Origin of the sequence: Bifidobacterium parmae (genome assembly GCF_002860365.1) — a bacterium.
GTDB lineage: Bacteria > Actinomycetota > Actinomycetes > Actinomycetales > Bifidobacteriaceae > Bifidobacterium > Bifidobacterium parmae.
Genome location: NZ_NMWT01000027.1, coordinates 36754 through 58974, shown reverse-complemented (window position 1 = coordinate 58974; position 22221 = coordinate 36754). Strand labels below are relative to the sequence as shown.

Annotated in this window: 17 protein-coding genes; 11 read left to right on the top strand and 6 right to left on the bottom strand. The window is 64.0% G+C overall.

Features of this window, described 5'->3' with window-relative positions; all coding sequences use genetic code 11:
- The first annotated feature begins 13 nt into the window (after positions 1-13).
- Complete coding sequence (locus tag Uis4E_RS09025) at positions 14-727, top strand: hypothetical protein (protein WP_101622840.1); 714 nt, start codon at positions 14-16, stop codon at positions 725-727.
- 237 nt (positions 728-964) lie between these two features.
- Positions 965-1615 carry a response regulator transcription factor gene (locus tag Uis4E_RS09020; protein WP_101622839.1) on the top strand — a complete coding sequence of 217 codons (651 nt, stop codon included), beginning with the start codon at positions 965-967 and terminating at the stop codon, positions 1613-1615.
- 43 nt (positions 1616-1658) lie between these two features.
- Here the strand turns inward: Uis4E_RS09020 and Uis4E_RS09015 are convergent, their stop codons facing one another.
- Positions 1659-2501, bottom strand: a complete 843-nt coding sequence (locus tag Uis4E_RS09015; RefSeq protein ID WP_165784933.1) for an inositol monophosphatase family protein — start codon at positions 2499-2501, stop codon at positions 1659-1661.
- Between the two features lie 649 nt (positions 2502-3150).
- On the opposite strand from Uis4E_RS09015, the gene Uis4E_RS09010 reads away from it, so the two are divergent.
- The 5 genes from Uis4E_RS09010 to Uis4E_RS08995 all read left to right on the top strand — a co-directional run bounded on the left by Uis4E_RS09010 (position 3151) and on the right by Uis4E_RS08995 (position 11065).
- Positions 3151-4872: a type I restriction-modification system subunit M gene (locus Uis4E_RS09010; RefSeq protein ID WP_101622837.1), complete on the top strand. Its 1722-nt coding sequence runs from the start codon at positions 3151-3153 to the stop codon at positions 4870-4872.
- Entirely contained in the window at positions 4872-6188 is a 1317-nt protein-coding gene (locus Uis4E_RS09005; RefSeq protein WP_101622836.1) for a restriction endonuclease subunit S, read from the top strand. Before Uis4E_RS09010 ends, Uis4E_RS09005 begins: the two co-directional genes overlap by 1 nt.
- Before the next feature lie 19 nt (positions 6189-6207).
- Positions 6208-9288, top strand: a complete 3081-nt coding sequence (locus Uis4E_RS09000) for a type I restriction endonuclease subunit R (RefSeq protein WP_101622835.1) — start codon at positions 6208-6210, stop codon at positions 9286-9288.
- 70 nt (positions 9289-9358) lie between these two features.
- A complete protein-coding gene (locus Uis4E_RS11740; RefSeq protein WP_133125442.1) occupies positions 9359-9565 on the top strand; it encodes a DUF6364 family protein in 207 nt (68 codons plus the stop codon).
- Positions 9566-9637: 72 nt separating this feature from the next.
- A complete protein-coding gene (locus Uis4E_RS08995; protein WP_101622834.1) occupies positions 9638-11065 on the top strand; it encodes an ATP-binding protein in 1428 nt (475 codons plus the stop codon).
- 89 nt (positions 11066-11154) lie between these two features.
- On the opposite strand, the gene Uis4E_RS12245 is transcribed toward Uis4E_RS08995, so the two are convergent.
- From Uis4E_RS12245 to Uis4E_RS08975, 4 genes are read right to left on the bottom strand one after another with little or no spacing between them, the layout of a single operon-like run.
- A complete protein-coding gene (locus Uis4E_RS12245; protein ID WP_243394500.1) occupies positions 11155-12114 on the bottom strand; it encodes a tetratricopeptide repeat protein in 960 nt (319 codons plus the stop codon).
- A gap of 52 nt (positions 12115-12166) precedes the next feature.
- Positions 12167-12655 (bottom strand): hypothetical protein, encoded by a 489-nt coding sequence (locus tag Uis4E_RS08985; RefSeq protein ID WP_101622833.1) that lies wholly within the window; start codon positions 12653-12655, stop codon positions 12167-12169.
- Complete coding sequence (locus Uis4E_RS08980) at positions 12652-13485, bottom strand: hypothetical protein (protein ID WP_101622832.1); 834 nt, start codon at positions 13483-13485, stop codon at positions 12652-12654. The genes Uis4E_RS08985 and Uis4E_RS08980 overlap by 4 nt, the downstream gene beginning before the upstream one ends.
- 25 nt (positions 13486-13510) lie before the next feature.
- Positions 13511-14332, bottom strand: coding sequence for an ADP-ribosylglycohydrolase family protein (locus Uis4E_RS08975; RefSeq protein WP_101622831.1), 822 nt, complete (start codon positions 14330-14332; stop codon positions 13511-13513).
- A gap of 134 nt (positions 14333-14466) precedes the next feature.
- Between Uis4E_RS08975 and Uis4E_RS08970 the strand changes: the two genes are divergently transcribed.
- The 4 genes from Uis4E_RS08970 to Uis4E_RS08955 all read left to right on the top strand — a co-directional run bounded on the left by Uis4E_RS08970 (position 14467) and on the right by Uis4E_RS08955 (position 17127).
- Entirely contained in the window at positions 14467-14694 is a 228-nt protein-coding gene (locus Uis4E_RS08970) for a hypothetical protein (RefSeq protein ID WP_101622830.1), read from the top strand.
- A gap of 55 nt (positions 14695-14749) precedes the next feature.
- Positions 14750-14971: a hypothetical protein gene (locus Uis4E_RS08965; RefSeq protein WP_101622829.1), complete on the top strand. Its 222-nt coding sequence runs from the start codon at positions 14750-14752 to the stop codon at positions 14969-14971.
- A 579-nt stretch (positions 14972-15550) separates the two neighbouring features.
- A complete protein-coding gene (locus tag Uis4E_RS08960) occupies positions 15551-16696 on the top strand; it encodes a 4-hydroxybutyrate dehydrogenase (protein ID WP_101622828.1) in 1146 nt (381 codons plus the stop codon).
- 2 nt (positions 16697-16698) lie between these two features.
- Positions 16699-17127: a hypothetical protein gene (locus Uis4E_RS08955; RefSeq protein WP_101622827.1), complete on the top strand. Its 429-nt coding sequence runs from the start codon at positions 16699-16701 to the stop codon at positions 17125-17127.
- 81 nt (positions 17128-17208) lie between these two features.
- Here the strand turns inward: Uis4E_RS08955 and Uis4E_RS08950 are convergent, their stop codons facing one another.
- Positions 17209-22173: a DEAD/DEAH box helicase gene (locus tag Uis4E_RS08950; RefSeq protein WP_101622826.1), complete on the bottom strand. Its 4965-nt coding sequence runs from the start codon at positions 22171-22173 to the stop codon at positions 17209-17211.
- Positions 22174-22221 lie beyond the last annotated feature (48 nt).

Below are 22221 nucleotides of genomic sequence, written 5' to 3'. Positions count from 1 at the left end.
GAGAGGAATCACGATGAAGGCGATATTGTGGCGCGATTGGCGGATCTTCCGCACATCACCGTTCTGCTGGGGCACGTCCGCCCTGTTCCTCACGACGATGCTGCTGACGGTCGCGTTCCTCACATCGACCCCGGGCGGTGGCAACGACGCAGGAATATCCGACGGGTCGGTATTCGCGATGATATGCGCGCCGTTCACCGGTTGGTCCGCCACGTACGTCACGCTGCACACGCTGGACGCCAACCGGTCGCTGTTCTCCGAATCGGCCAACGCCGCCGGCGGCGAGCATGCGGGCGACGGCACCATGGAGCTGTTCCGCTGCTCCGGCAGGCCGATGCTCGAATACTGCCTCGCGAAAAGCCTGCTGCCGATGGCCGTCGCCGAGACGATGACGCTGCTGCTCATGGCGTACCTCGCATGGTGCGGGCTGATGACGGCGCATGGGACCGTGTCGATCACCGACGTGCTGTTCGCGCTCGTCGCGCCGTTGACGACCGCGTTCGCACTCGAGGAGATGCTGCTCGTCATCGGCGGCGGCGCCTTGGGGATGACCGTCGGCATGCTGGTGTCGCCGGTGCTGGTGGTCGGGTTCGTCGGCCTGTGCCTGCGTCTGCCGCTTGGCTGCGCACCGGCGGCGGCCCTGGGATTCGGCCTGGCGATGGCCGCGGTCACCATGGCGCTGGCACGCAGACGCTACCCGGACACGCTGCGGCCGGTGCGGGAGTGACCTATCCGCTTGCTCCCCCTCAGGGGAGCCAGTCCGCCGCTCTCGCATGTTCCGCTCCCGCTGGCGGGAGCTGGCCCGCGAAGCGGGACTGAGGGTGGTATAGGAGGTTAGACGCAGACCACCCCCATTCGGCTACGCCGACAGCCCCCGCCAGCGGGGGCCTGATTCTGTTCCCGCCCGGTTCCGCACCGGCACCGCCGCACTGCTACTACACTGGTGGCGCAGGAGGTGACAATCATGAGACTTCTGGTGGCGGTCGAAGGCGTGGCCCTGTCGCGCGCGATTACAGGCACGCTCGAACGCGCCGGTCACGTCGTGACCACGGTGGAACCGGCGTTGGCCGGCACGTTCGGCTCGGCGGTGACGGACGCGCTGCGCGACGACGAGAACGCGCCGTTCGACGCAGTCATCGTCGACACGCCTCAGGCGCTCGCCACGGCGTCCTCCATGACGCCGCACGTCAGGTCGCTGCTGTTGGCGACGACCTCCTCGCCCGCGCCCGAACACTCCCCCGATGCGACGCTGCGCATGCCGTTCTCCGACACGGAACTGCTCGCCTACGTGGAGATGCTGTCGCGCGAGTCGAACGGGCTGGGCGCGAAGTCGATGATCATCCGCGGCGACCTGACGCTGGATCTCGCGAACCGCAAGGCGTATTTCGCGAGCACGCACCGGCCGATGCCGCTCTCCCGTCTCGAATACGACGTGCTGGAGGCGCTGGTGAAGGCGAACGGGCGATTCGTCGACCTAGAAGAACTGCAACGCGGCATCGGCGGGTATTTCGCCGGTGAGGGGCTGATCCGCAGCGCGTTGTACACGCTGGACAGGAAGCTGCGCCGCGCGGGACTCAACCTGAACCGGCATGGGGACTCGTTCCGCGTGATGTGACGATGTTGCGGCATGTGACGCGATGCGTGACGTGGGATTGCGGTCACGCGAGATACCGGTCACGCAGGGCGGCGAAGATGGCGGGCGTGCCGGCGAGCACGCCGGTTTCGAGACGATGGCCGAGGTCACGGCCCTCCCAGTCGCCGACCATGCCGCCGGCCTCGGTGACGAGCAGCCGGCCGGCCGCGTAATCCCAGAGCTTGATGTCCATTTCGAAGTAGGCGTCGGCGCGGCCGCACGCCACGTAGGCGAGGTCGAGCGCGGCCGAACCGGTGCGGCGGATGTCGGCCGAGTCGACGAACACGCGGCGCATGATGTCGAAGTTGCGTTCCGCGAGCTCATGATGGTAGGGCGACGTGCCCACGTTGACGAGCGCCTTGCCCATGTCGGTCTCGCCGGACACGTGGATGCGCCGGCCGTCGAGATACGCGCCGTGGCCCGCTTCGGCGGTGAACGTCTCGCCGCTGAACGGCTGGTATACGACGGCCTTGATGGTTGCGTCGCCGTCGAGCAGGGCGAGCGAGATGGCGCTGTGGCGGAAGTCGTGGATGAGGTTCGTGGTGCCGTCGATCGGGTCGAGCACCCAGGTGAGGCCGGCGAAGTCCGCATGCTGTTCGCCGTTCTCCTCGCCGAGGAACGCGACGTGCGGCCAACGGTCGGCGAGCGCGGCCTTGAGGAACGACTGCACGCCCGTGTCGACCTCGGTGACGAAGTCTGCCACGCCCTTGACGGTGATGCGTTCGCGCGCGTCGGCCGAGGAGTCCGCGAGCACGTAACGGCGGGCGGCCTCGTGTACGAGTTCGGTCATGCCGGCGATGGTGATGGGGGCGGGGTTTGCGGAGACATTAGGGGTCGTACTGGAGGCTGCGTTCGTCGTCTTAATCATGGTTCCTTCTTTCGTGTCACGGTTCACGCTGGCGGATACCCGGTTCAGTCCGCTGCGACGATTGTAGGTCCTGCAAGACCTCTTTCTATCGGCGTCACTGCACATTACAGAGTATGTTCAGGTCCACTTTTTTGACATTACGGAGTACTTTTCACCTCTCGCAATGCGCATTACAGAGTGGTTCGCAGGCGGTTGGAGTCACATTATGCGAATGGCCCCGGTTCAAGGCGTGAACGTGCATGGTTCCGGCATGGATGTGTATGGTTTCGGCATGGTCGTGTGGGATTTTGAGGCGAATGTGCATAATTGCCAGATGGTTGTGTAGGGTGCCCTCGTGAAGACCTGAACATCACACCGATATGCACCCAACCGCAATGGCGGAATTCCAAGGATCCCAAGCCTCCGCCCTGCCGCTCATTCGGCCTTCGGCCGGTCTTCTTCAACGGCGCACCATGCAGGTCGCCCGTTTCTAGGTACAGGATGCCCGCGAAACCATACACATTCATGCCGGAACCATGCACGTTCGCCCTCAGACCTTGCACGTTCGCATGTTCGACATACTCCTGTTCGACACGGTGGCGAGCGCCGCACGGTACCACGCGGTCCTTGGTACGGTAATGGGAGACTCGAAGGAGAATGGAAGGTGACGATGAATCATCAGTCGATCGTGGCGTTCATCTGGTCGGTGGCGGACCTGCTGCGCGGTGACTACAAGCAGCATGAGTACGGAGATATCATCCTGCCGTTCACGGTGCTGCGCCGATTGGACTGCGTGCTGGCGGAGACCAAGGACCAGGTGTTGGAGGCGGACAAGCTGACCGCCGGCATGACGGACGACCTCGTGGACTTCCAGTTGAAGAACGTCTCCGGATTCCCGTTCTACAATACGAGCCGCTACACAATGGACAAGCTGCGTGCGGATTCGGGCAACATCGCGGCGAATCTGGGCGATTATGTGCGCGGCTTCTCGCCGGACGCGTTGGACGTGTTCGAAAAGTTCGACTTCTTCGCCCGCATCGATTCGCTCGATGCGAACAATCTGCTGTTCCAGATCGTCGACAGGTTCTGCACGGTCGATCTCGGTCCGAAGGCGGTGAGCGACGTCGAGATGGGCAATATCTACGAGAATCTGCTGCGACGGTTCTCGGAGATGTCGAACGAGACGGCCGGTGAGCATTTCAGCCCGCGCGACGGCGTGGAGCTGGCGGTGGATCTTCTGATCGCGGGAGCGTCCGCCGACCTGTCGCAGGACGGCAAGGTGGTGAACGTGTACGATCCGTGCGCCGGCACGGGCGGCGCGTTGTCGATCTTCAAGGATCGGGTGAACGAGTATTACCCGAACGCGGACGTGTACTGCTATGGGCAGGAGTTGAACGCGGCCACGTTCGCCACCTGCAAGGCGGATATGCTGCTGCGCGGCGGCGATGCCGGTCATGTCGCGTTCGGCAATACGCTGACCGATCCCGCGTTCGCCGGCGAGGAGTTCGGCTACCAGATCTCGAACCCTCCGTATGGCGTGGATTGGAAGAAGTCGAAGCGCGAGGTCGAGGCCGAGTACAGGAACGAGGGTTTCAGGGGACGGTTCGGCGCGGGATTGCCGCGTGTGAGCGACGGTCAGCTGCTGTTCATCGAGCATATGGTCTCGAAGATGCGGCCGGCCGGTTTGGGTGGCGGACGCATCGCCGTGTTCATGAACGGTTCTCCCCTGTTCACCGGCGCGGCCGGTTCGGGCGAGAGCAACATCCGCAAGTGGCTGTTGCATGACCTGGACCTGGTGGAGGCAATCGTGGCGATGCCGAACGATTTCTTCTACAACACGGGCATCGCCACGTATATCTGGGTGTTGAACAATAGCAAGCCCGCGGAACGCCGTGGCAAGGTGCAGCTCATCAACGCGAACGGCGTGTTTACGAAGATGCGCAAGTCGTTGGGGTCGAAGCGCAACGAGCTGAGCGCCGAACAGATCCGCGCGATCGTGCAGGAGTACACCGCGTTCGAGGAGTCGAAGACCTCGAAGATCTTCGACGTGGATGATTTCGGCTATACGACCGTGACCGTGGAGCGCCCCTTACGCGATGAGAACGGCGAGATCGAGACGGACCGCAAGGGCCGTCCGAAGCCGGACACGTCGCTGCGCGACACCGAGAACATTCCGCTCAAGCAGGACATCGACGAGTATTTCGAGCGCGAGGTGAAGCCGTACGCGCCGGATGCGTGGATGGACCGGAAGAAGGACAAGGTGGGCTACGAGATTCCATTTACGCGGTATTTCTACGAGTACACGCCGTTGCGCCCGAGTGCGGCGATCCTCGATGACATCCGCTCGCTGGAGGCGTCCATCGCCGAGAGCCTCGCGAAGGTGGGTCTGTGATGGAGCGATACAGCGCATACAAGGATTCCGGCGTTGACTGGATCGGCGAGATTCCGGAGGGATGGAAAACAATTAAGAACAAGCATCTTGCGTATATTCGTGCACGCCTTGGATGGAAGGGCCTGAAGGCCGAAGAGTACGTGGATGACGGTTATCCTATGTATTCTGCATTCAACTGTGTGGAAGGCAACCTTTGCCCGACACCAGTGAACTACATCAGCCGAGAACGATATGATGAATCACCCGAAATCATGCTTTCCGATGGTGACATCCTTCTTGTCAAAGATGGTGCAGGAATCGGAAAATATGCAGTCATTCGAAAAGTGGAAAAACCTGCAACCGTCAACGGATCGCTTGCAGTTATATCACCAACTCCCAATATGGAAAGCCGTTATCTCGGTTATTTCTATGCCTCGATGCAATTTCAAGACTATATCCATTTATTGATGGATGGTATGGGAGTTCCTCATCTTTTCCAGAGAGATCTAAAACAAGTGCCAGTCATTGTTCCTCCCAAAGCCGAACAGCAGAGCATTGCTGACTATCTGGATGAGAAGACGGGGGTGATTGATGCGGCGGTGAAGGATATAGAACGTTCAATCGAGCTGCTGAACGAGTACCGCCAGTCCGTCATCTCTGAAGCCGTCACCAAAGGCCTCGACCCCACCGTGCCCATGAAGGATTCCGGCATCGACTGGATTGGCCAGATTCCAGAGCATTGGTCGGTGCTCTATCCCAAGAAACTGTTTGCTCTTCGAAAAGAACGAGCACACGCCGACGATCAGCAACTCACTGCCTCTCAAAAGTATGGAGTCATCTCTCAGAAGAGGTTCATGGCACTTGAAAACCAACGTGTGATGGCTGTGCTTACCGGTAATGACATTCTTAAGCATGTCGAAGCCGGAGATTTCGTTATCAGTATGCGTAGCTTCCAAGGCGGCTTGGAATATAGCTATGAGAGCGGGAAAATCAGCTCGGCCTACGTGATGGTTCACCCATTCACTGAACAGACCTACTCCGAGTACTACAAATACCTGTTCAAGACATGGGCCTATATACAAGCTCTTCAATCCACTTCGAATCTTGTACGAGATGGACAAGCGCTTCGTTATGCGAACTTCGCACAGGTTTATTTGCCTGTGCCGTCAATTGAAGAACAACAGATGATTGCCCATTATCTCGATGACGCCACCGAGAACATCAACTCCCTCATCCAGCAGAAGCAGTCGCTCGTTGTCCGGTTGAAGGAATACAGGGCGTCGCTCATCAGCGAGTGCGTCACCGGCAAGGTCAAGGTTCCCGGCGTGGAGGAGTGACGGGAGGAAAGGAATCATCATGGCAGTGAAGCCGACCCGCAGCATGAGCGAGCGCACGTTCCAGAATCATGTGGTGGATGGATTCGAGAAGCATGGGTACACGTATGCGCCTCAGTCGACGATGGACCAGACCTTCAACCGCGATACAGCCATTGACGAACCGGCACTGATCGGGTTCCTGATCGAAACGCAACCCAAGGAGGTCGCCAAGGTCGAACGCCAGTACGGCGGCCGTTGGAGCCAGATGGTCATCAAGCGCATCCAGCAGGTCGTCGCGGACAAGGGCCTGCTCTGGACGCTGCGCAACCAGGTCGAGATGGCTCCGGGGGCGAAATTCAAACTCCTGTATTTCAAGCCGAAGAACGACCTCAACGAGACCGCGGTGGAACACTACCATGCGAACCGCTTCCAGGTCACCGAGGAGTTCCATTACGGCACGTTCAAGGACGACCTCAACAACCGCATCGACGTGGCGCTGCTCGTCAACGGGTTCCCGCTCGTCACCATCGAACTGAAGAACCATCAGACCGGTCAGACGGTGAACAACGCGATCCGCCAGTACATGGCCGACCGCAATCCGAAGGAGCAGGTGTTCCAGCCGGACCTGCGTTCGCTCGTGCATTTCGCCGTGGACGCGGACGACGTGTACATGACCACATGGCTCAAGGGCAAGAACACGAAGTTCGTTCCCTCCAACCGTGGCAACGGCAAGGACGGCGGCGGCAATCCCCCGGCCGAACCGGGCAAGTTCGGCACCTCCTACCTGTGGGAGGAGGTGCTCGCACCGGACTCCCTGCTGGACATCATCGAACGGTTCGTGCAGATCACCTACCACGAGAAGGACAAGAACGGCAGGAGAATCACCCGCCGGTGCCGTTCCACGATGAAGGCGGTGGTCTTCCCCCGCTACCATCAGCTGCGCGTCGTGCGCCGTCTGCTCGAGGCGACGCGGGAGCAGGGCCCGGGGCACAACTATCTCATCCAACATTCGGCCGGCTCCGGCAAATCGTATTCGATCGCCTGGCTCGCCTACCATCTTGCCTCCCTCACGCAGGATGACGGCGATTCGTTCTTCAACTCGGTGATCGTGCTCGTCGACCGCGTGGTCCTCGACAGGCAGCTGCAGGGCACCATCATGAGCATGTCGCAAACGAGAGGCGTGGTCGCCATCGCCAAGGATTCGGCGGGATTGCGTGATGCGGTCAACGCCGGCGCACGCATCATCATCTCCACCATCCAGAAGTTCCCGTACATCTACGACCAGACCGACACGGCCGGACGCACGTTCGCCATCATCATCGACGAGGCGCATTCGTCGCAGAGCGGCGAAGCGCACCGCAAGACCAAGCAGGCACTCGGCGACCACACCGGTCTCAACGCCGACGATACGGACGAGCTTGCCGGCGAAGACTTCGAAGCCGACGCGTTCGACTGGGACGACGGCGGATTGGACGAGGATGCGGACGACGCCGCGAAGCGCGTGCGCGACGAACTGAACGCGCAGGGCGTGCAGCGCAACCTGTCGTTCTACGCGTTCACCGCCACGCCGAAGCCGAGCACGCTCGAAACGTTCGGCACGCCGAACCCCGCAACCGGCAAGCCGGAACCGTTCGACCTGTATTCGATGCGGCAGGCCATCGAGGAAGGATTCATCCTCGACGTGCTCGCCAACTACACGACGTTCCAGACGTACTTCCAGCTGGTCAGGAAGTCCGAGGAGGATCCGAAGCGGAAGACCGGCCGCGCGAAGAAGGAGATCATGGACTTCGTGAAGCTCGACCCGAGCAACGTGTCCAAGATCTCCGAGATCATCATCGACCATTTCCACGATCACGTCATGCCACTATTGCACGGCGTAGGCAAAGGCATGGTGGTGACGTCCAGCCGCAAGGCGGCGGCCGCGTACTTCCAGCATATGCGCAAGCTCGCAGCCAAACCCGAATACGCCGGGGTGAAGCCGGTCGTCGCGTTCTCCGGCAAGCTCGAGCTCGGCGGCGTGGATGTGACCGAGGAGACGCTCAACGGGTTCCCGTCCAGCGAGATCGCGGACCGGTTCGACACGCCCGAATTCAACCTGATGATCGTGGCGAACAAGTTCCAGACCGGCTTCGACCAGCCGAAACTATGCGCCATGTACGTCGACAAGAAACTCACCGGCGTGGCCGCGGTCCAGACGCTCTCCCGACTGAACCGCACCTGCGCCGGCAAGACCGCGCCGATCGTGCTGGACTTCGCCAACAAGGCGGCGACCATCCAGGCCGCGTTCGAACCGTACTACACGCAGACCGAGCTCGACCGCGTCACCGATCCGAACGTCATCTACGACATGAAGACCGAACTCGACGCGTTCCAGATCTACGACGACGAGGACATCGCGGCATTGTGCCGGATCTGGCTCGGCAAGCCGGACGAGTCCACCATGCCGGAAGTGCTGCGGGCTCTCGGCCCCGCCAAGGACCGGTACGCCGATCTGGACGAGGACCGTCAGGAGGAGTTCCGCAAACGCGTCGGCAAGTTCCTGCACACGTACACGTATGTGACGCAGCTGATCCGGCTCGACGACCGTCCGCTGTTCGAACTCGACACGTACCTCACGTTCCTCCACCGGGAGCTTGCGCCGGAACGCGAGCCGGAGGAATCCATCGACGGGCTGATCGCCGTAACGCAGCTGCGCATCGAGAACAAAGGACACGCCGACATCAAACTCACCGGAGGGGAGCCGGTCAAGAACAACGCCGGAACCGTCGGCGTCGGCAAGAGCGGCGACGACGAGGATTATCTGTCTTCGATCATCGAACAGATCAACCAACTGTTCGGCACCGATTTCGGCGACCCCGCCAAGAAGTTCTTCGAAGGCGTGATGACATTGCTGAAGGACGACGCCAAACTCGGCCAGCAGGCGCGCAACAACTCGCGCTCCGACTTCCGCACGGCGTTCGACCCCGCGTTCCTCAACGCCTTCTTCAAGTCGCAAACCGAGAACACGGACCTCTTCCGCCGCATCAGCGGCAGCGGGGAGGCGCTGCGGATCGCACGCGAAGGACTCCTCAACGAGTACTACAACGAGGCGCGGAAGGAGAAGCCGGACCAGTCGGAATGACCGCATCACGACCCCACCGCCAATACGTATATGACTATCCATAGTGTATGTATGGAAGCGAGGTTCCGTCATGGGCAAACTCACACTGAGCATCGATGAACGCGTCATCGAGAACGGGAAACGCTATGCCGAGCAACAAAGTCGCATGCTGTCTTCGCCGGTGGAAAGCTACCTCGAATCCCTGCAGGAGGAAGGTACGTCGACAAGGACTTCACCCGCTCCCCGTCGGGGCGGCCACACCAACGACGGTCGCCGCAGGCTGTTACTGTGTTTGTGAGCAAGTTGTCCGTAAACAACTTGCTCACAAACACAGTAACAGCCATCTACGAGCGGGCACAGGGGCACGGACATGGGATTCGTCGGCAGGACCGAGGAACTGAAGACACTGGAATACCACTTCTCGCTCAACAGATTCCAAATGGTCGTCGTATACGGACGGCGACGCGTCGGCAAGACGGCACTGATCGCCCACTTCTGCGAAACCCGACCCACACTGTGGTTCACGGCCAAGGAGCAGAGCGCAGCCGCGAATCTGCGAGAATTCTCCCGATCAACGCTCTCGTTCTTCAACGAACCGAACTTCCCCGCAGGATTCGCCAGCTGGGACGACGCATTGAACTACATCGCGGACAAGGCGAAAAGCTCCCCCGACGAACCGTTCGTACTCGTCTTGGACGAGCTGCCATATGCAGCCGCCGCCGAACCATCATTGCCGTCAGTGCTGCAGATCGCCATCGACCACCGGTTCAAGGACACGAACATCCTCATGGTGCTGTGCGGATCCAACGAAGGCTTCATGGAAAGCAAGGTGCTCGGATACAAGAGCCCGTTGTACGGACGCCGCAACGCACAAATCCGACTCAAACCGTTCGACCTGTTCGAAGCGCGCGAGCTGATGCCTGCCAACGCGGATTGGCAGACATGCATCCACTATTACGCGGCACTGGGAGGAACCCCCTACTATCTGGAGCAGCTCGACCCGAATCTGACATTCAGCCAGAACATACAGGCACGATGCTTCAGCCAGAACGGACTCCTCTACGAGGAACCGCTGATGCTGTTGCGCCAGGAACTGCGCGAACCGGCGTTGTATAGTTCGATACTCGACGCGGTCGGCGCCGGACGCACCCGTCCGAAGGAGATCGCCGAATATGCAGGCGTCGATCCGAACACCGTCGGCTCATATCTTCGCACACTGGAGCAGCTCGGCATCGTCGAGCGACTCGTGCCGTTCGGCGAAGACCCGAAACACTCACGCAAAGGACTGTGGAAGATCAAGGACCCGTTCTTCGCCTACTGGTACCGGTTCGTCAGCCCCGCCACCGCGCTCATCGATACCGGCTACGGACAAGCGGCGGGGAAGACGGCCACGTCCGGCGAAGTGTTCGACACCTACGTCGGCCAACAATTCGAGACCATGTGCACACAATGGCTTCTCCGCCAATGCCGTGAGCAGCGCCTCGACTTCCTGCCGACCGCATCCGGCAAATGGTGGGGCAACGATCCGATCGCCCGCGAACAGACCGACATCGACGTGGTCATGGCCGACTCGTTCAACCACAAAGTGCTGCTCGGTGAATGCAAGTGGCGAGAACACCTCAACGAGACGGAAACCATCGACCGGCTCAAAGCACGCTCCCCTCTCATCCGGGACAACGGCGAACGACTCTACTATCTGTTCACCAAACGCCCGGTCAGTGAGGCGACCGCGGCGAAAGCGGCCATCGACCCCACGCTCACCGTCATCGACGCCGCGACGATGATGCGGGACGCATAGAACGCATATACATATATACGTATCGAACAATCGTCCGCCAGCCCGAGACCCTCGGCACATGCCGGGACCTCAGTACCAAGGCCCCGGTGTCAGCGCGCCATGAGCCTCAACGCCTGCCGCATGTCCCTGACGCCGGCCTCCGCCTCCCAAAGTCTGGCATCGTAGGCGGCGCCACCGTCACGCACCTCCAGTTCCAGACCCGTCCGTGCGACACCGTACCAGTGCAGCGCCCGATCATAATCCAAGACGCAGCCGCGCGCGTTCGCATACGCCCGTGCGAGACGCAACGCGACGCTCCCCCAGATGCGCGGCGAACCGTCGCGCCCGTACCGGTACGCCTTCAGGAACATGTCGAGCGCCGCGGCATAGTCGACCTCGCAGCCGCGGCCTTCCGTCAGCATGTCGCCCAGCTTGTAGCAGCCTTCGGCCAGCCGCCTGTCCGCCGCGTGCCGGAAGCACTCGAACGCCAGCGTATCGGCGTCCGGCTTGGGCGGCACCTCGCCGAAATTATCGAAATAGGAACGATAGTATTCGCCTTCGCACCGGTCGTAGGCGTACACGTAGCCGAGGCACAGCCATCCGATCGCGTTGCCGCGGCCGGCGGCATGCCGGTACAGGATCTCCGCCGCCTTGAAACAGTCGATGCGTGCCCGCCTGTCCTCCGGAGCCGTATATCCCATGCCTTCCTCGTAGTACATGCCGCCGTACTGCAACGCCAGGCGCCCCTCCGGATCGCTTTCGTCGGCCACATGGCACAAGTCGTCCTCGGCGGTTCCGGCATCATAGAACGGCACGCCCACGTCGGCGGCATCATCCGCATGGCCGATGCCGACGGGATCGATCTCGACCGTCTCCGCATACGGATAACAGTCGATCCGGTCCCGTCCGACCGCGCCATCGCCGTCGCGCACCGGTATGGTGATGAACAGCAACGGGAGAATGGGGCCGATGACCGGATCATCGTAGAGGAAATACACGTCGCCGTAGTCGATGACGGGAATATCGTCATGCACGTTGAGCAACGGGTCATCACCGATGTCGAACACCATGGCATTCACCTGCCTTCCATCGGAATCCGCAACGATTCCATGATTCCCACGATCAATCCTCCATGACCAGCGACACCCAGATACGGTGGTATTCGCCCAGCGTCTCCGTTTCCAGGTATTCGGCGTACACGTGTTTGCCGGCGTCCATGAGACGCGCGATGATCTCGTTCTCATGGGCGCGGACCACGCCGAGGAAGACGCCGTCGAGCGACGCCTCCACGGTCCACGGGTCGGCGGCGTCATCGGGTTCACACCGCAGGACGATACGCGTCTCGCCCCCGGCGCTTCTGATGCCTTCGAGCATGCCCTCGTCGGCGCCGCTGCCGCCGAATCCGCGTCCGCCCACCAGATACGTACGGTCCACCAACGTGATGGTCGTCCCATACGGCTTCGGCAGGTCGACGTCTCCCGCCAACCCTCCGGAAACCGTCAACGCGAATCCGTCCTGCGCGAGCAACGACAACGCCTGCGACTCCGCCCGATCGGTTTCGCGACGCGCCTGATCGCCGGCATCGTTCGTCTTGTCGGTCATATCGGTCATCGATCCTCCTTGATCAACCGGTCATACGCTTCATCATAGTGTGTTTTCTCACGCTCGAACGCCTCCACCCGCGCCCTCAGACCGCCGACCACGCCGCTCACCCATTCCGGATCATCGAGTTTGGCCCGCAACGTGTACGGCTCGGTGGAAACCATCCGATTCAGATCTCCCCGACAGGACGACAGACGGTCCTCCAGCAATTCGATCTCACCGGCGAGCTCGTCTTCGGTCAGACGCCCGTAATCGACGTCGTCCACCCAATCGGCCGTGGCCACGTCCAGCGCCCGCAGCATGTCCAAATCTCCATCCGCCAGGGCGTTGCACGCCATCTCGTAGTATTGCGCGCGTTCCTCATCACCGGGGAACAGGTCAGGGTGGAAGCGCCGGGCGAGACGACGGAACAGCCTGTTCAGTTCCTCCGCATTTCCTGCGGGCATGCGCTGCCGGCCGCTGCGCCATCGGAGAAGCGCATTGAGACTGCGCATCTTCTCATCCATCAACCGCTTCCAATCAGCGAACTCGGCATCCAACGCCTTCGTGATCTCCTCGGACTCCACGGGTTCCCCGCGGTTCACGCGCGCCCGCGCCATCGCATAGCGTCGTTTGGCGCGGCGCGCCGCGAGCTCGGTTTTGATCCGACGCGCGTTCCAGACGCCGATCTTGGTCGCGTAATCGGCTTTGATCCGCGGAATCACCTGCTGCCGGATCTCGTCCATACGCGCCAACGTCTCCGACAGGTCGGCACGTAGACGCGTTATGCGCGCGACGAGTGCCCTGCGGGAATCACCCGATTCCTTCGCGTCCGCTTCGTCGTCGTACTCCCACACCACAGCAGGCTCCTTCGTCCATCATCCATCATCCAACCGAAGCCGATCGGAACAGGCATTGCTCGATGACCTGTTTGCCGCGCAACGTCGCCATCCAGTCGGCGGGGATTCCGTCCGCTCCGTAGACGATGCCGGCGAGGCCTCCGGCCACGGCGGCCGTGGTGTCGGTGTCCGAACCGAGGTTCACGGCCTTCAGCACGCATGCCGCATACGAGTCCGTGGTGAGCAGGCACCAGATCGCGGCGAGCAGCGTGTCCAGCACGTAGCCGCCGGAACGGATCTCCATCTCCGGAAGCGACGCCACGTCGGCGCGCACCGGCTTCGCCTCCGCCAACGCCTCCGCCGGGGAACGGCCGGCGATCAGCAGTCGGGCGAACGCGACCAGACGCACGCAGGCGTCCATGCTCGTCGGATGGGCGTGCGTGATCGCGCTCACCGCACGGATCTCGTCATCGGCCGCACCGGTGAACGCGAGCGGGATCGTGCGCATCAGCGAACCGTTGCCGTTGTCCCACTCGCCGTCGCAGCCGCGTCCCATCATCAGCGCCTCGACCGTGGTGTTGCCGATGTCGAACAGGCCGTCGACCGTGTACGCGTCGTGCCGGTACCAGTCCTCGAACCGTGCGCGCATGTCCGCCACGTCGATGCGCCCGTCGTTCGCACGGATGGAATCGCAGATCGCGAGCGCCATGCTCGTGTCATCGCTCCATGTGCCGGCCGGCTGGTCGTGCGTGCCATGGCCGATCATGCCTTCCGCATGGAAGCCACCACGTTTCCTGAACTCGTAGGGCACGCCGAGCGCATCCCCCACCGCCTGCCCGTACACGGCATCACGCAACGTCGCAGTCATGGCCATCTCCTTGTCGTGCTTCCCGCCGACCCAGCCGGCATATTCCCAGTCGGGAGGAGTCCCTGTGACGAGCATAACCCAGGCCGGGTGCACGCGTCCTACATCCCTGCTGACGTTATACTTGCGGTATGAGAATGCCGAAGCTTTCCACGTTGTACATGGCGACCGCGGCGATGAACGCCCTGTCGACCATCCTCGAGTTCGCGAAGGAGAAAAGGGACAACAAGGTCCTGCTGCTTCGCGCCGTCACAACGGTCAATTGGATCACCATCACCATCATGCAGCTGCGATGGGAACGGCAGGAAGCGCTGGAGGCAGCCGAAGACGAAGAGGGCGGCACCCCCGAACGCATCGAGGCGTAGCCGGCTCCTCGACGTCCTCCCACGAGCACCTCCACCGTCATCACAAAAAACGACCATGACGCAACATCACGAAACCCCCTCAACCCAACCGGAACGCTCATCCGGCTGGCCGAAGCCGCCACGACATGACGGACGGTCCTGGAACGAACCGAAGCGCGCGGACGGCAAAGCCAAGCAGCCCTCCGTCAACGCGAACGCCCGGGGTGCGGCGAAATCCGGCAGGCGTGCGATGCCGTTCAAGGCGACCGGCCACAAGGGCGGCATCAGCTTCCGCTGACGCCGCTGCAGGCCTTCAGGACATGGGCCGGACGCACGCACTAGGCGGCAGCCCATGCGGCCGTTCCGGAGTTTCGAGGCGGACGTGCATGGTCCGGAGGGCAACGTGCATGGTTCAACCGGATACGTGCATGGTCCGGAGGGCAACGTGCGGCATTCCCGGATGAACATGTACCGTTCTGGGGCGAACGTGTACGGTCATGTCGGGAAGAGCACGACGACCACACCATTGCAGCGATGAGGATTCGGCGGAATTTCAGGGGTTTCGCACAAGCAGGAATTCGTTCATCCGGCTGTCTTCAGAAAGGCACCCTGCAGGTTGACCGTTTTGAGCTACAGGTTGCCGCCGAAACCATACACGTTCGTGCTCCGACCATGCACGTTCCTTCCTCATCCATGCATTTAATCGGCCATTTCATGCACATTCGCCGTATATCGCCGCATCGGTTCTCGGCGCGACGCAACATGGCCGATACGTCACGGGATTACCATCACGCGCCAGCGGTGCGGTTCGCGCGGACCGCGACGCACCGGACGCAACCGGACGCAACCGGCACGCAAAGGAAAGGCAGGCACATCCATGAAGATGCTCACCGTAGGCCCGAAGGACATCTACCAGTTCGACACGGTCAAGGAGTTCGCCGAGGAGTTCGGGCTCGGCCCGCGCGACCTGGTCGTCACCATCGGCATGATCCACGACGCGTTCCTGGAACCCCATCTCAACGGCGCGAACGTGCTGCTCGTCGACAAGTACGGCAACCAGGAGCCGACCGACGTGATGATCGACGCGATCATCGGGGACGCGAAGGCGTTCGACTACGACCGCATCGTCGCGATCGGCGGCGGCGCGGTGATGGACATGTCGAAGATCGTGGCCGTGGCGGGCGGCGCGTCGATCGACGAGGTCATCGACCATCTGCCCGATTTCAAGCGCACGGTGGGTCTCGTGCTCGTGCCCACCACGTGCGGCACGGGCAGCGAGGTCACGGAGATCGCGGCCATCAACCGCACGCGTCTCGGCTGCAAGGCGGGCATCGCCGGCCCGGAGATGTTCGCCGACCATGCGGTGCTCATCCCCGAGCTCCTGTACGGCCTGCCCGACCACGTGTTCATGACCAGCTCGCTCGACGCGCTCGTGCATTCGGTCGAGTCCACGCTCTCCCCGAACGCGACCCCGTACACGCGCCTGTTCGGCTATGAGGCGATGCGCATGATCGTGGGCGGTTACCAGGCGATCGTCGAGGCGGGTGGTCCGGACGGCGACGCCGAGAAGCGCCGCGTGAAGCGCAACGAGCTGATGACCGACTTCCTCATCGCCTCCGACTACGCGGGCATCAGCTTCGACACGGGCGGCTGCGCGGCCGTGCACGCGCTGAGCTACCAGCTGGGCGGCAAGTACCATGTGCCGCACGGCGAATCGAACTACGCGATGTTCACCGGCGTGCTGCGCAACTACATGGAGATCAAGCCGGACGGCGAGATCGCGAAGCTCAACGGCGTGCTCGCCGGTCTGCTCGGCTGCGACGTGGCCGACGTGTACGACGAGCTGGAGCGGCTCATCGACCAGCTACTGCCGAAGAAGGCGCTGCACGAGTACGGCGTGACCCGCGAGGACTTGCCCGAGTTCACTGATCGTGTGATGACCACGCAGGCGCGTCTGATGCGCAACAACTACGTGCCGCTCGACGCGGCCCGCGTGCGCAAGATCTTCGAGGAGCTGTACTGACGATGACGCCGATCGAACTGGCGACGCGCAGGCGGGTCACGGGATTGACGTCGGGCGAGTTCGCCCGGCTGTTCGTGACCATCGAACGCAAGGTGGGCGGCGAATCCGCGCATTGGGACGCCTCCGACGTGGAGTCGTGGGAACTGGTCGGCCCGCCCGCGACCGCCGACCAGCATCTCAACGACACGTTCGCCGCCGCGAACGAGTTCGTCGCGACGCTCGCGAAGCGCCTGTACCGGATGATCACCCCGGCCGAGGAGGATACGGTCGTCACCGTGTTCGACGACGACGTGACCTTCTGGGCGGAGCAGCCCGATCTGGGCGGCATCCCGCACGCCCTGTGGAACATCGCGGCGTTGCAGGCGATCGAATGGGTGCGTCAGGAGTCGGGCGTGGTCTGCACGCTCGACGTGCGGCCGGCGATCGGCTGAGTCCGCCCGAAAGCTGCCGTTTCCGGCTTTTCGCCGCCGGTCTCCGGCGAAAAGCCGGAAACCCCGACCGACCGGCGACCCCTAGTACAGTCGCATGCCCTGCGGCACGGGGGTGAAACCGGCCTGGTGGAGGACGTGCGTATACGGGTTGCGCGCGTTCAACGGCGCGCCGTTCACGTCCGAAAACGTGACGGTGCGCGCGGCCGCGCCTCCCGTGCCGTCCGTGCCGCCGCGGCGCAGCGCGTAGGCGAGTTCGGTCAGTCCGAGGCGCAGGCGCGCGTCGGCGCCGGCGCCGGCGCCGGTCACGTCACGGCCGTCAGTCACGTCACGGCCGGCGAACACCGTCAGATGCTTCGATTTCGGTGTCGCATAGGACACCGGCCTGCCATCGGCCAACACGACGACGCCGCCCTCGCGGCGTACCGGCTTGGACGCGCCCACAGGCACGGGCGGCCACGGCAGCGCCGAGCCGTACAGGTTCGCCGGGTCGAGCACGGACAATGCCACCGGCGAACACATATGTCCGGCCGACTCGGATGCCATAGCCGGTGCGCCCGGCATGTCCGGTGCTTTAGCGCCGCCGCGCCCGCCTTCTTCGGTCCGCCGCAGTTCGTCGACCGTCTCGCGTTCGGCGAACTGGGCGGCGCCGAATCCTTCCACGAACATGCCGCGCGCGAGTCGCCCGTGTTCCTCCATGCGTTTGAGCAGCGGGTACAGCGCGGGGAACCCTCCGGGAACGTTCTCCTTGTCGATCAGCGGCTGTGCGATGACGCCGTACCGGTCGAGCAGGATCTCCACCAGTTCGAGCGCGCATCGCTCGTTGCCTATGGTCGCCGCAGATTCTGCATCCCCCGTGCCGCTCGTATCACTCATATCGTCCGACTCCGTCGCGCCGACCGCGGACCACAATCCGCCCAGCGTCATCGGCGTCGCGGGCCGCATGCGGATGCGGCGGCGTGACGCGCGGGCCGACGTGCGCACCTTACGGACGTCCGCGCCCAGCGCACGCACGGGCGCGAACGAGCTGTTGGTCACCTTCCCCTGCCAGGCGAGCGTCCACAACGCCTCCTCGAAGCGTTTCGCATCCCACTCGGGAAGGAGGATCTCGCCGGTCGCTGTGTCGATGTCCGGCTCGGCGATGGTGGTCCAGACGCGTTTGGCGGCGTCGGCGAGCTGGGTCGCATGGTAGGCGCCGCCGGAGGACAGGGCGGTGAGGATGGCCGCGGCGTAAGGCGATTCTTCTTCGGCGGTCTCTCCCCCAGGCTGCTGTTCCAGCAGGGGTGAGTCGGCGGGATGGAAGGCGATGAGCCCCGGATCCGTGGGTTTCGTGCCGCCGGTTTTGGAACCGACCCACACCGCTTCGCCGCCGGCGAGCAGTTCGTCGAGCATGGCGGGCGCGTATCCGGCGACGCGCGCGGGGAACACCGACGCCTCCCAGACGGCGGCGGGCAGCGCCACGCCCTCCAGTTGCTCGATGACGCGCATCAGCCCGTCCGCGCCCTCGTACGCCTCGCCGCCGACCGGTCCGACGCCCTGCCGTTGCAGCAGGAACGATTGGTACGCGACGGCCGGCACGGGGCGTATCGCCTCGCGCGCCTTGGCGAGCGACCTTGCGCGGATGCGGCGGAACACGTCGCGGTGCAGCCATTGCGTCGGCGCATTCCCGACCGCACCGTCACCCGTGCCACCTTTACCGTCGGGGTCCCCACCATCGCCGGCACCACCGTCTCCGTCGCCACCGTCTCCGTCACCGTCCATGAACCGCCCACGCAGCAGTTCGCCGCGCCGTTCGAGTTCGTCCAGCGCATGCACGGCTTCGGTCGCGTCGATCCCCAGTTCGGCGATCATCCGGTCCGCGGTGAACGGCCCGTGGGTCTTCGCGTAGCGGGTGACGCGCCCGGTCACGTCGTCGGCGGCGAGCTCGTTCCAGAACGTGCGTCCGGCGAGTTGCCGCGAGACTTCGGCGATCACGTCCGGGTCGAGCACGGCGCTCATGTCGGTGTTGCCGAGCAGCCGTTCGAGCACGTCCGGGTCCATGGACAGCAGGCGCACGCTGCGTTCGGCCTGCGGCGCGTCGTACTGGTACATGACGGAGCCGACGAATCCGAACAGCAGGTTCTCGGCGAACGGGGACGGCGTTTCGGTCGACGTGTCCTTCACGACGATGGTTCCGGCGTCCAGTCCGGTCATCAGGTCGCGCAGCGCCTTGAGATCGTAGACGTCCTGGAGACATTCGCGCGCGGTTTCGAGCAGCAGCGGGAAGTTGCGTCGCGTGCGTGCGGCGGCGAGCAGTTGGGCGGCGCGGAGCCGCTGCTGCCACAGCGGCACGCGCCGGCCGGGTTCGGTGCGCGGCAGATAGAGCGATCGTGCGGCGCATTCGCGGAACCGGGCCGCATAGAGCACGCTCTCCCCCACCTCGGTCTCGACGATGCGCGTGAGCTCGTCGGGGGCGAACAGGAGCAGGTCGCGTGAGGGGATGTCGCCGATGCCGTCGGGGATGCGGATGACGATGCCGTCGTCGGCCGCGTACGCCTGCCCGTCGAATCCGTAACGCTGCTTGAGGCGCGTGGTGATGGCCATCGACCATGGTTCGTGGACGCGCCGGCCGTACGGCGAGTGGATGATGATGCGTTGGTCGCCCTCCTCGTCCGGGCATCGTTCGACGACGATCGTGCGGTCGGAGGGGACGATGCCGGTGGCCGCCCGCTGTTCGGCGAGCAGCCGGGCGAGGTTGGCGATGGCGTTGCGGTCGAGGCCGTCGGCGTCGAGGCGCGCGAGAGTGGTCGGAGTGAAGGATGGGGCCGACGGCGGTACCCCCTCGGTCCGCTTCGCGGACGGCTCCCCCTCGAAGGGGGCGCAATGGGAAGAGGTGGTGAGGGCGGCGGCGAGGTCGCGGATGAGGTGGCCTTTGGCTTGGCCGAAGCCGGCGTCGCGGCCGGATTCCTCGCCGTGCCAGAACGGCAGTCGGGCGGTGCGTCCGGGGGCGGGCGTGACGACGACCTGGTCGCGCGTGATCTCCTGGATCTGCCAGGTGGAGGTGCCGAGCGTGATGACGTCGCCGACGCGCGACTCGTACACCATCTCCTCGTCGAGTTCGCCGACCCGTCGTCGCCCCTGGTTGCCGTCCGCTTCGGGCAGGACGACCGTGTAGAGGCCACGGTCGGGGATGGTGCCTCCGGAGGTGACGGCGAGCCGTTGCGCGCCGGGACGTGCCGAGATGCGGTTCGCCTCGCGGTTCCACATGAGCGGCGGGCGAAACGCGGAGAACTCCTCGGTGTCGTAGGCGCCGGTGAGCATGCCCATGACCGCGTCGAACATGCCCCGGTCGAGTTCGGAGAAGGGCGCGGCATGGCGTACGCCCGCATACCATGCGTCAGGGTCGAGGTCGTCCATCGCGGCGGTGGCCACGGTCTGCTGGGCGAGGACGTCGAGCGGGTTGCGCGGCACGGCCAACGGTTCGAGACGGCCGGCGCGCATGCTTTCGACGGCCGCGGCGACGCCGATGATCTGTTCGCGCGTCAACGGGTAGAACAGGGCGTGCGAGACGCCGCCGACGTGATGGTCGGCGCGGCCGACGCGCTGCAGTCCGGACGCGACGGACAGCGGCGGCGCGATCTGGATGACGAGGTCGACCGACCCCATGTCGATGCCGAGTTCGAGGCTGCTCGTCGCGACCACGCACCTGAGTTCGCCGCGCTTCAGCCGTTCCTCGATCTGTTTGCGCCGGTCCTTCGACACGGACCCGTGGTGCGCCATCGCGATCACGTCGTCCGGCTTGTGCGAGCCGACGAGCTGCGTGGTGCCGCCGACGACCGCGTCGTAGTGCGCGGCGAAGCGTTCGCGCCCTTCGGGCGAACCCGTGTCGGCGGATGCGGGGAATGCGGCGGGGCCTCCGCTCCCCCGCCGTTCGGCGTACAGGTCGTTCAATCGTGCAGTGAGTTTCTCGGCGAGTCCGCGCGAGTTGACGAACACGAGCGTGGTCCGGTGCGCGAGGATCTCGTCGAGCACGCTCGCCTCGACCACCGGCCAGATCGATCCGGCCGTCCGGTCGCCGGCCGCGCCGACGATCGCCGTGGACGCGACGTCGGCCCCGACGATCCCTTTGCGTTCGGCGAGCCGTCGCATGGCGGGCGTGACGCCGGAGATGTGGGGCGCGTCCGCACGTCCGGAGTCCACGCCGCCGGCGCGGTTCGGAACGTTCGCGGAGGAGAGGTCGCGCATGTCCGCCAACGGTTCGACGACCTTCAGATCCATGTCGGGACGCGAACCGGGATCCACGATCGTGACGGGCCGGTCGCCGCCGAGGAACCGCGCCGCCTCGGCGGGCGGATTCACGGTGGCGGACAGGCCGATGCGCTGCACGGGCGCGTCCGCGTCCGCGAGTCCGTCGAGCCGTTCGAGGCTCAGGGCGAGATGGCTGCCGCGTTTCGTGCCGGCGAGCGCGTGCACTTCGTCGACGATGACCGTGTCCACGGTCTTGAGGATGCGCCGGGCCTTGGAGGTGAGCAGCAGGTAGAGCGATTCGGGGGTGGTGACGAGGATGTCCGGCGGGTGGGCGGCGATGGCGCGGCGTTCCTTGGGCGTGGTGTCGCCGCTGCGCGTGGCGACGCGGATGCGCGGCGCGGGCAGTCCGAGCGTCCCGCATTCGCGGGCGATGCCGTCGAGCGGCGTTTCGAGGTTCCGGGCGACGTCGACGGCGAGCGCCTTCAACGGGGAGATGTAGAGGACGCGCACGCCGCGGGTCGTGCGTGTCGTGGAGGCTGAGGCGGGACCACCCCCAGTCGGCTGCGCCGACAGCCCCCGCCGGCGGGGGCGTGAGGTGGAGACCGGCTCCGCATCGGGACGCGATGTGACGGTCATCAGGCGGTCGATGGCGGAGAGGAAGGCGGCGAGGGTCTTGCCGGATCCGGTGGGTGCGACGACCAGCACGTTCTTCCCGGAGCGGATGGCCGGCCACGCCTCGCGTTGGGCTTCGGTCGGCTTTCCGAAGGCGCGCTGGAACCAGGCCCTCGTGGGCTCCGAGAACGATTCCAATCCTTCGCACATATGTTCGATTATCGCCCCCGCCGCGGACACGTGGCGCACACCCGCATC

Coding starts and splice junctions, on each gene's coding strand:
- Uis4E_RS09025 (WP_101622840.1), top strand. CDS start 14: ATGAAGGCGATATTGTGGCGCGATTGGCGGATCTTCCGCACATCACCG.
- Uis4E_RS09020 (WP_101622839.1), top strand. CDS start 965: ATGAGACTTCTGGTGGCGGTCGAAGGCGTGGCCCTGTCGCGCGCGATT.
- Uis4E_RS09015 (WP_165784933.1), bottom strand. CDS start 2,501: ATGATTAAGACGACGAACGCAGCCTCCAGTACGACCCCTAATGTCTCC.
- Uis4E_RS09010 (WP_101622837.1), top strand. CDS start 3,151: ATGAATCATCAGTCGATCGTGGCGTTCATCTGGTCGGTGGCGGACCTG.
- Uis4E_RS09005 (WP_101622836.1), top strand. CDS start 4,872: ATGGAGCGATACAGCGCATACAAGGATTCCGGCGTTGACTGGATCGGC.
- Uis4E_RS09000 (WP_101622835.1), top strand. CDS start 6,208: ATGGCAGTGAAGCCGACCCGCAGCATGAGCGAGCGCACGTTCCAGAAT.
- Uis4E_RS11740 (WP_133125442.1), top strand. CDS start 9,359: ATGGGCAAACTCACACTGAGCATCGATGAACGCGTCATCGAGAACGGG.
- Uis4E_RS08995 (WP_101622834.1), top strand. CDS start 9,638: ATGGGATTCGTCGGCAGGACCGAGGAACTGAAGACACTGGAATACCAC.
- Uis4E_RS12245 (WP_243394500.1), bottom strand. CDS start 12,114: ATGGTGTTCGACATCGGTGATGACCCGTTGCTCAACGTGCATGACGAT.
- Uis4E_RS08985 (WP_101622833.1), bottom strand. CDS start 12,655: ATGACCGATATGACCGACAAGACGAACGATGCCGGCGATCAGGCGCGT.
- Uis4E_RS08975 (WP_101622831.1), bottom strand. CDS start 14,332: ATGACTGCGACGTTGCGTGATGCCGTGTACGGGCAGGCGGTGGGGGAT.
- Uis4E_RS08970 (WP_101622830.1), top strand. CDS start 14,467: ATGCCGAAGCTTTCCACGTTGTACATGGCGACCGCGGCGATGAACGCC.
- Uis4E_RS08965 (WP_101622829.1), top strand. CDS start 14,750: ATGACGCAACATCACGAAACCCCCTCAACCCAACCGGAACGCTCATCC.
- Uis4E_RS08960 (WP_101622828.1), top strand. CDS start 15,551: ATGAAGATGCTCACCGTAGGCCCGAAGGACATCTACCAGTTCGACACG.
- Uis4E_RS08955 (WP_101622827.1), top strand. CDS start 16,699: ATGACGCCGATCGAACTGGCGACGCGCAGGCGGGTCACGGGATTGACG.
- Uis4E_RS08950 (WP_101622826.1), bottom strand. CDS start 22,173: ATGTGCGAAGGATTGGAATCGTTCTCGGAGCCCACGAGGGCCTGGTTC.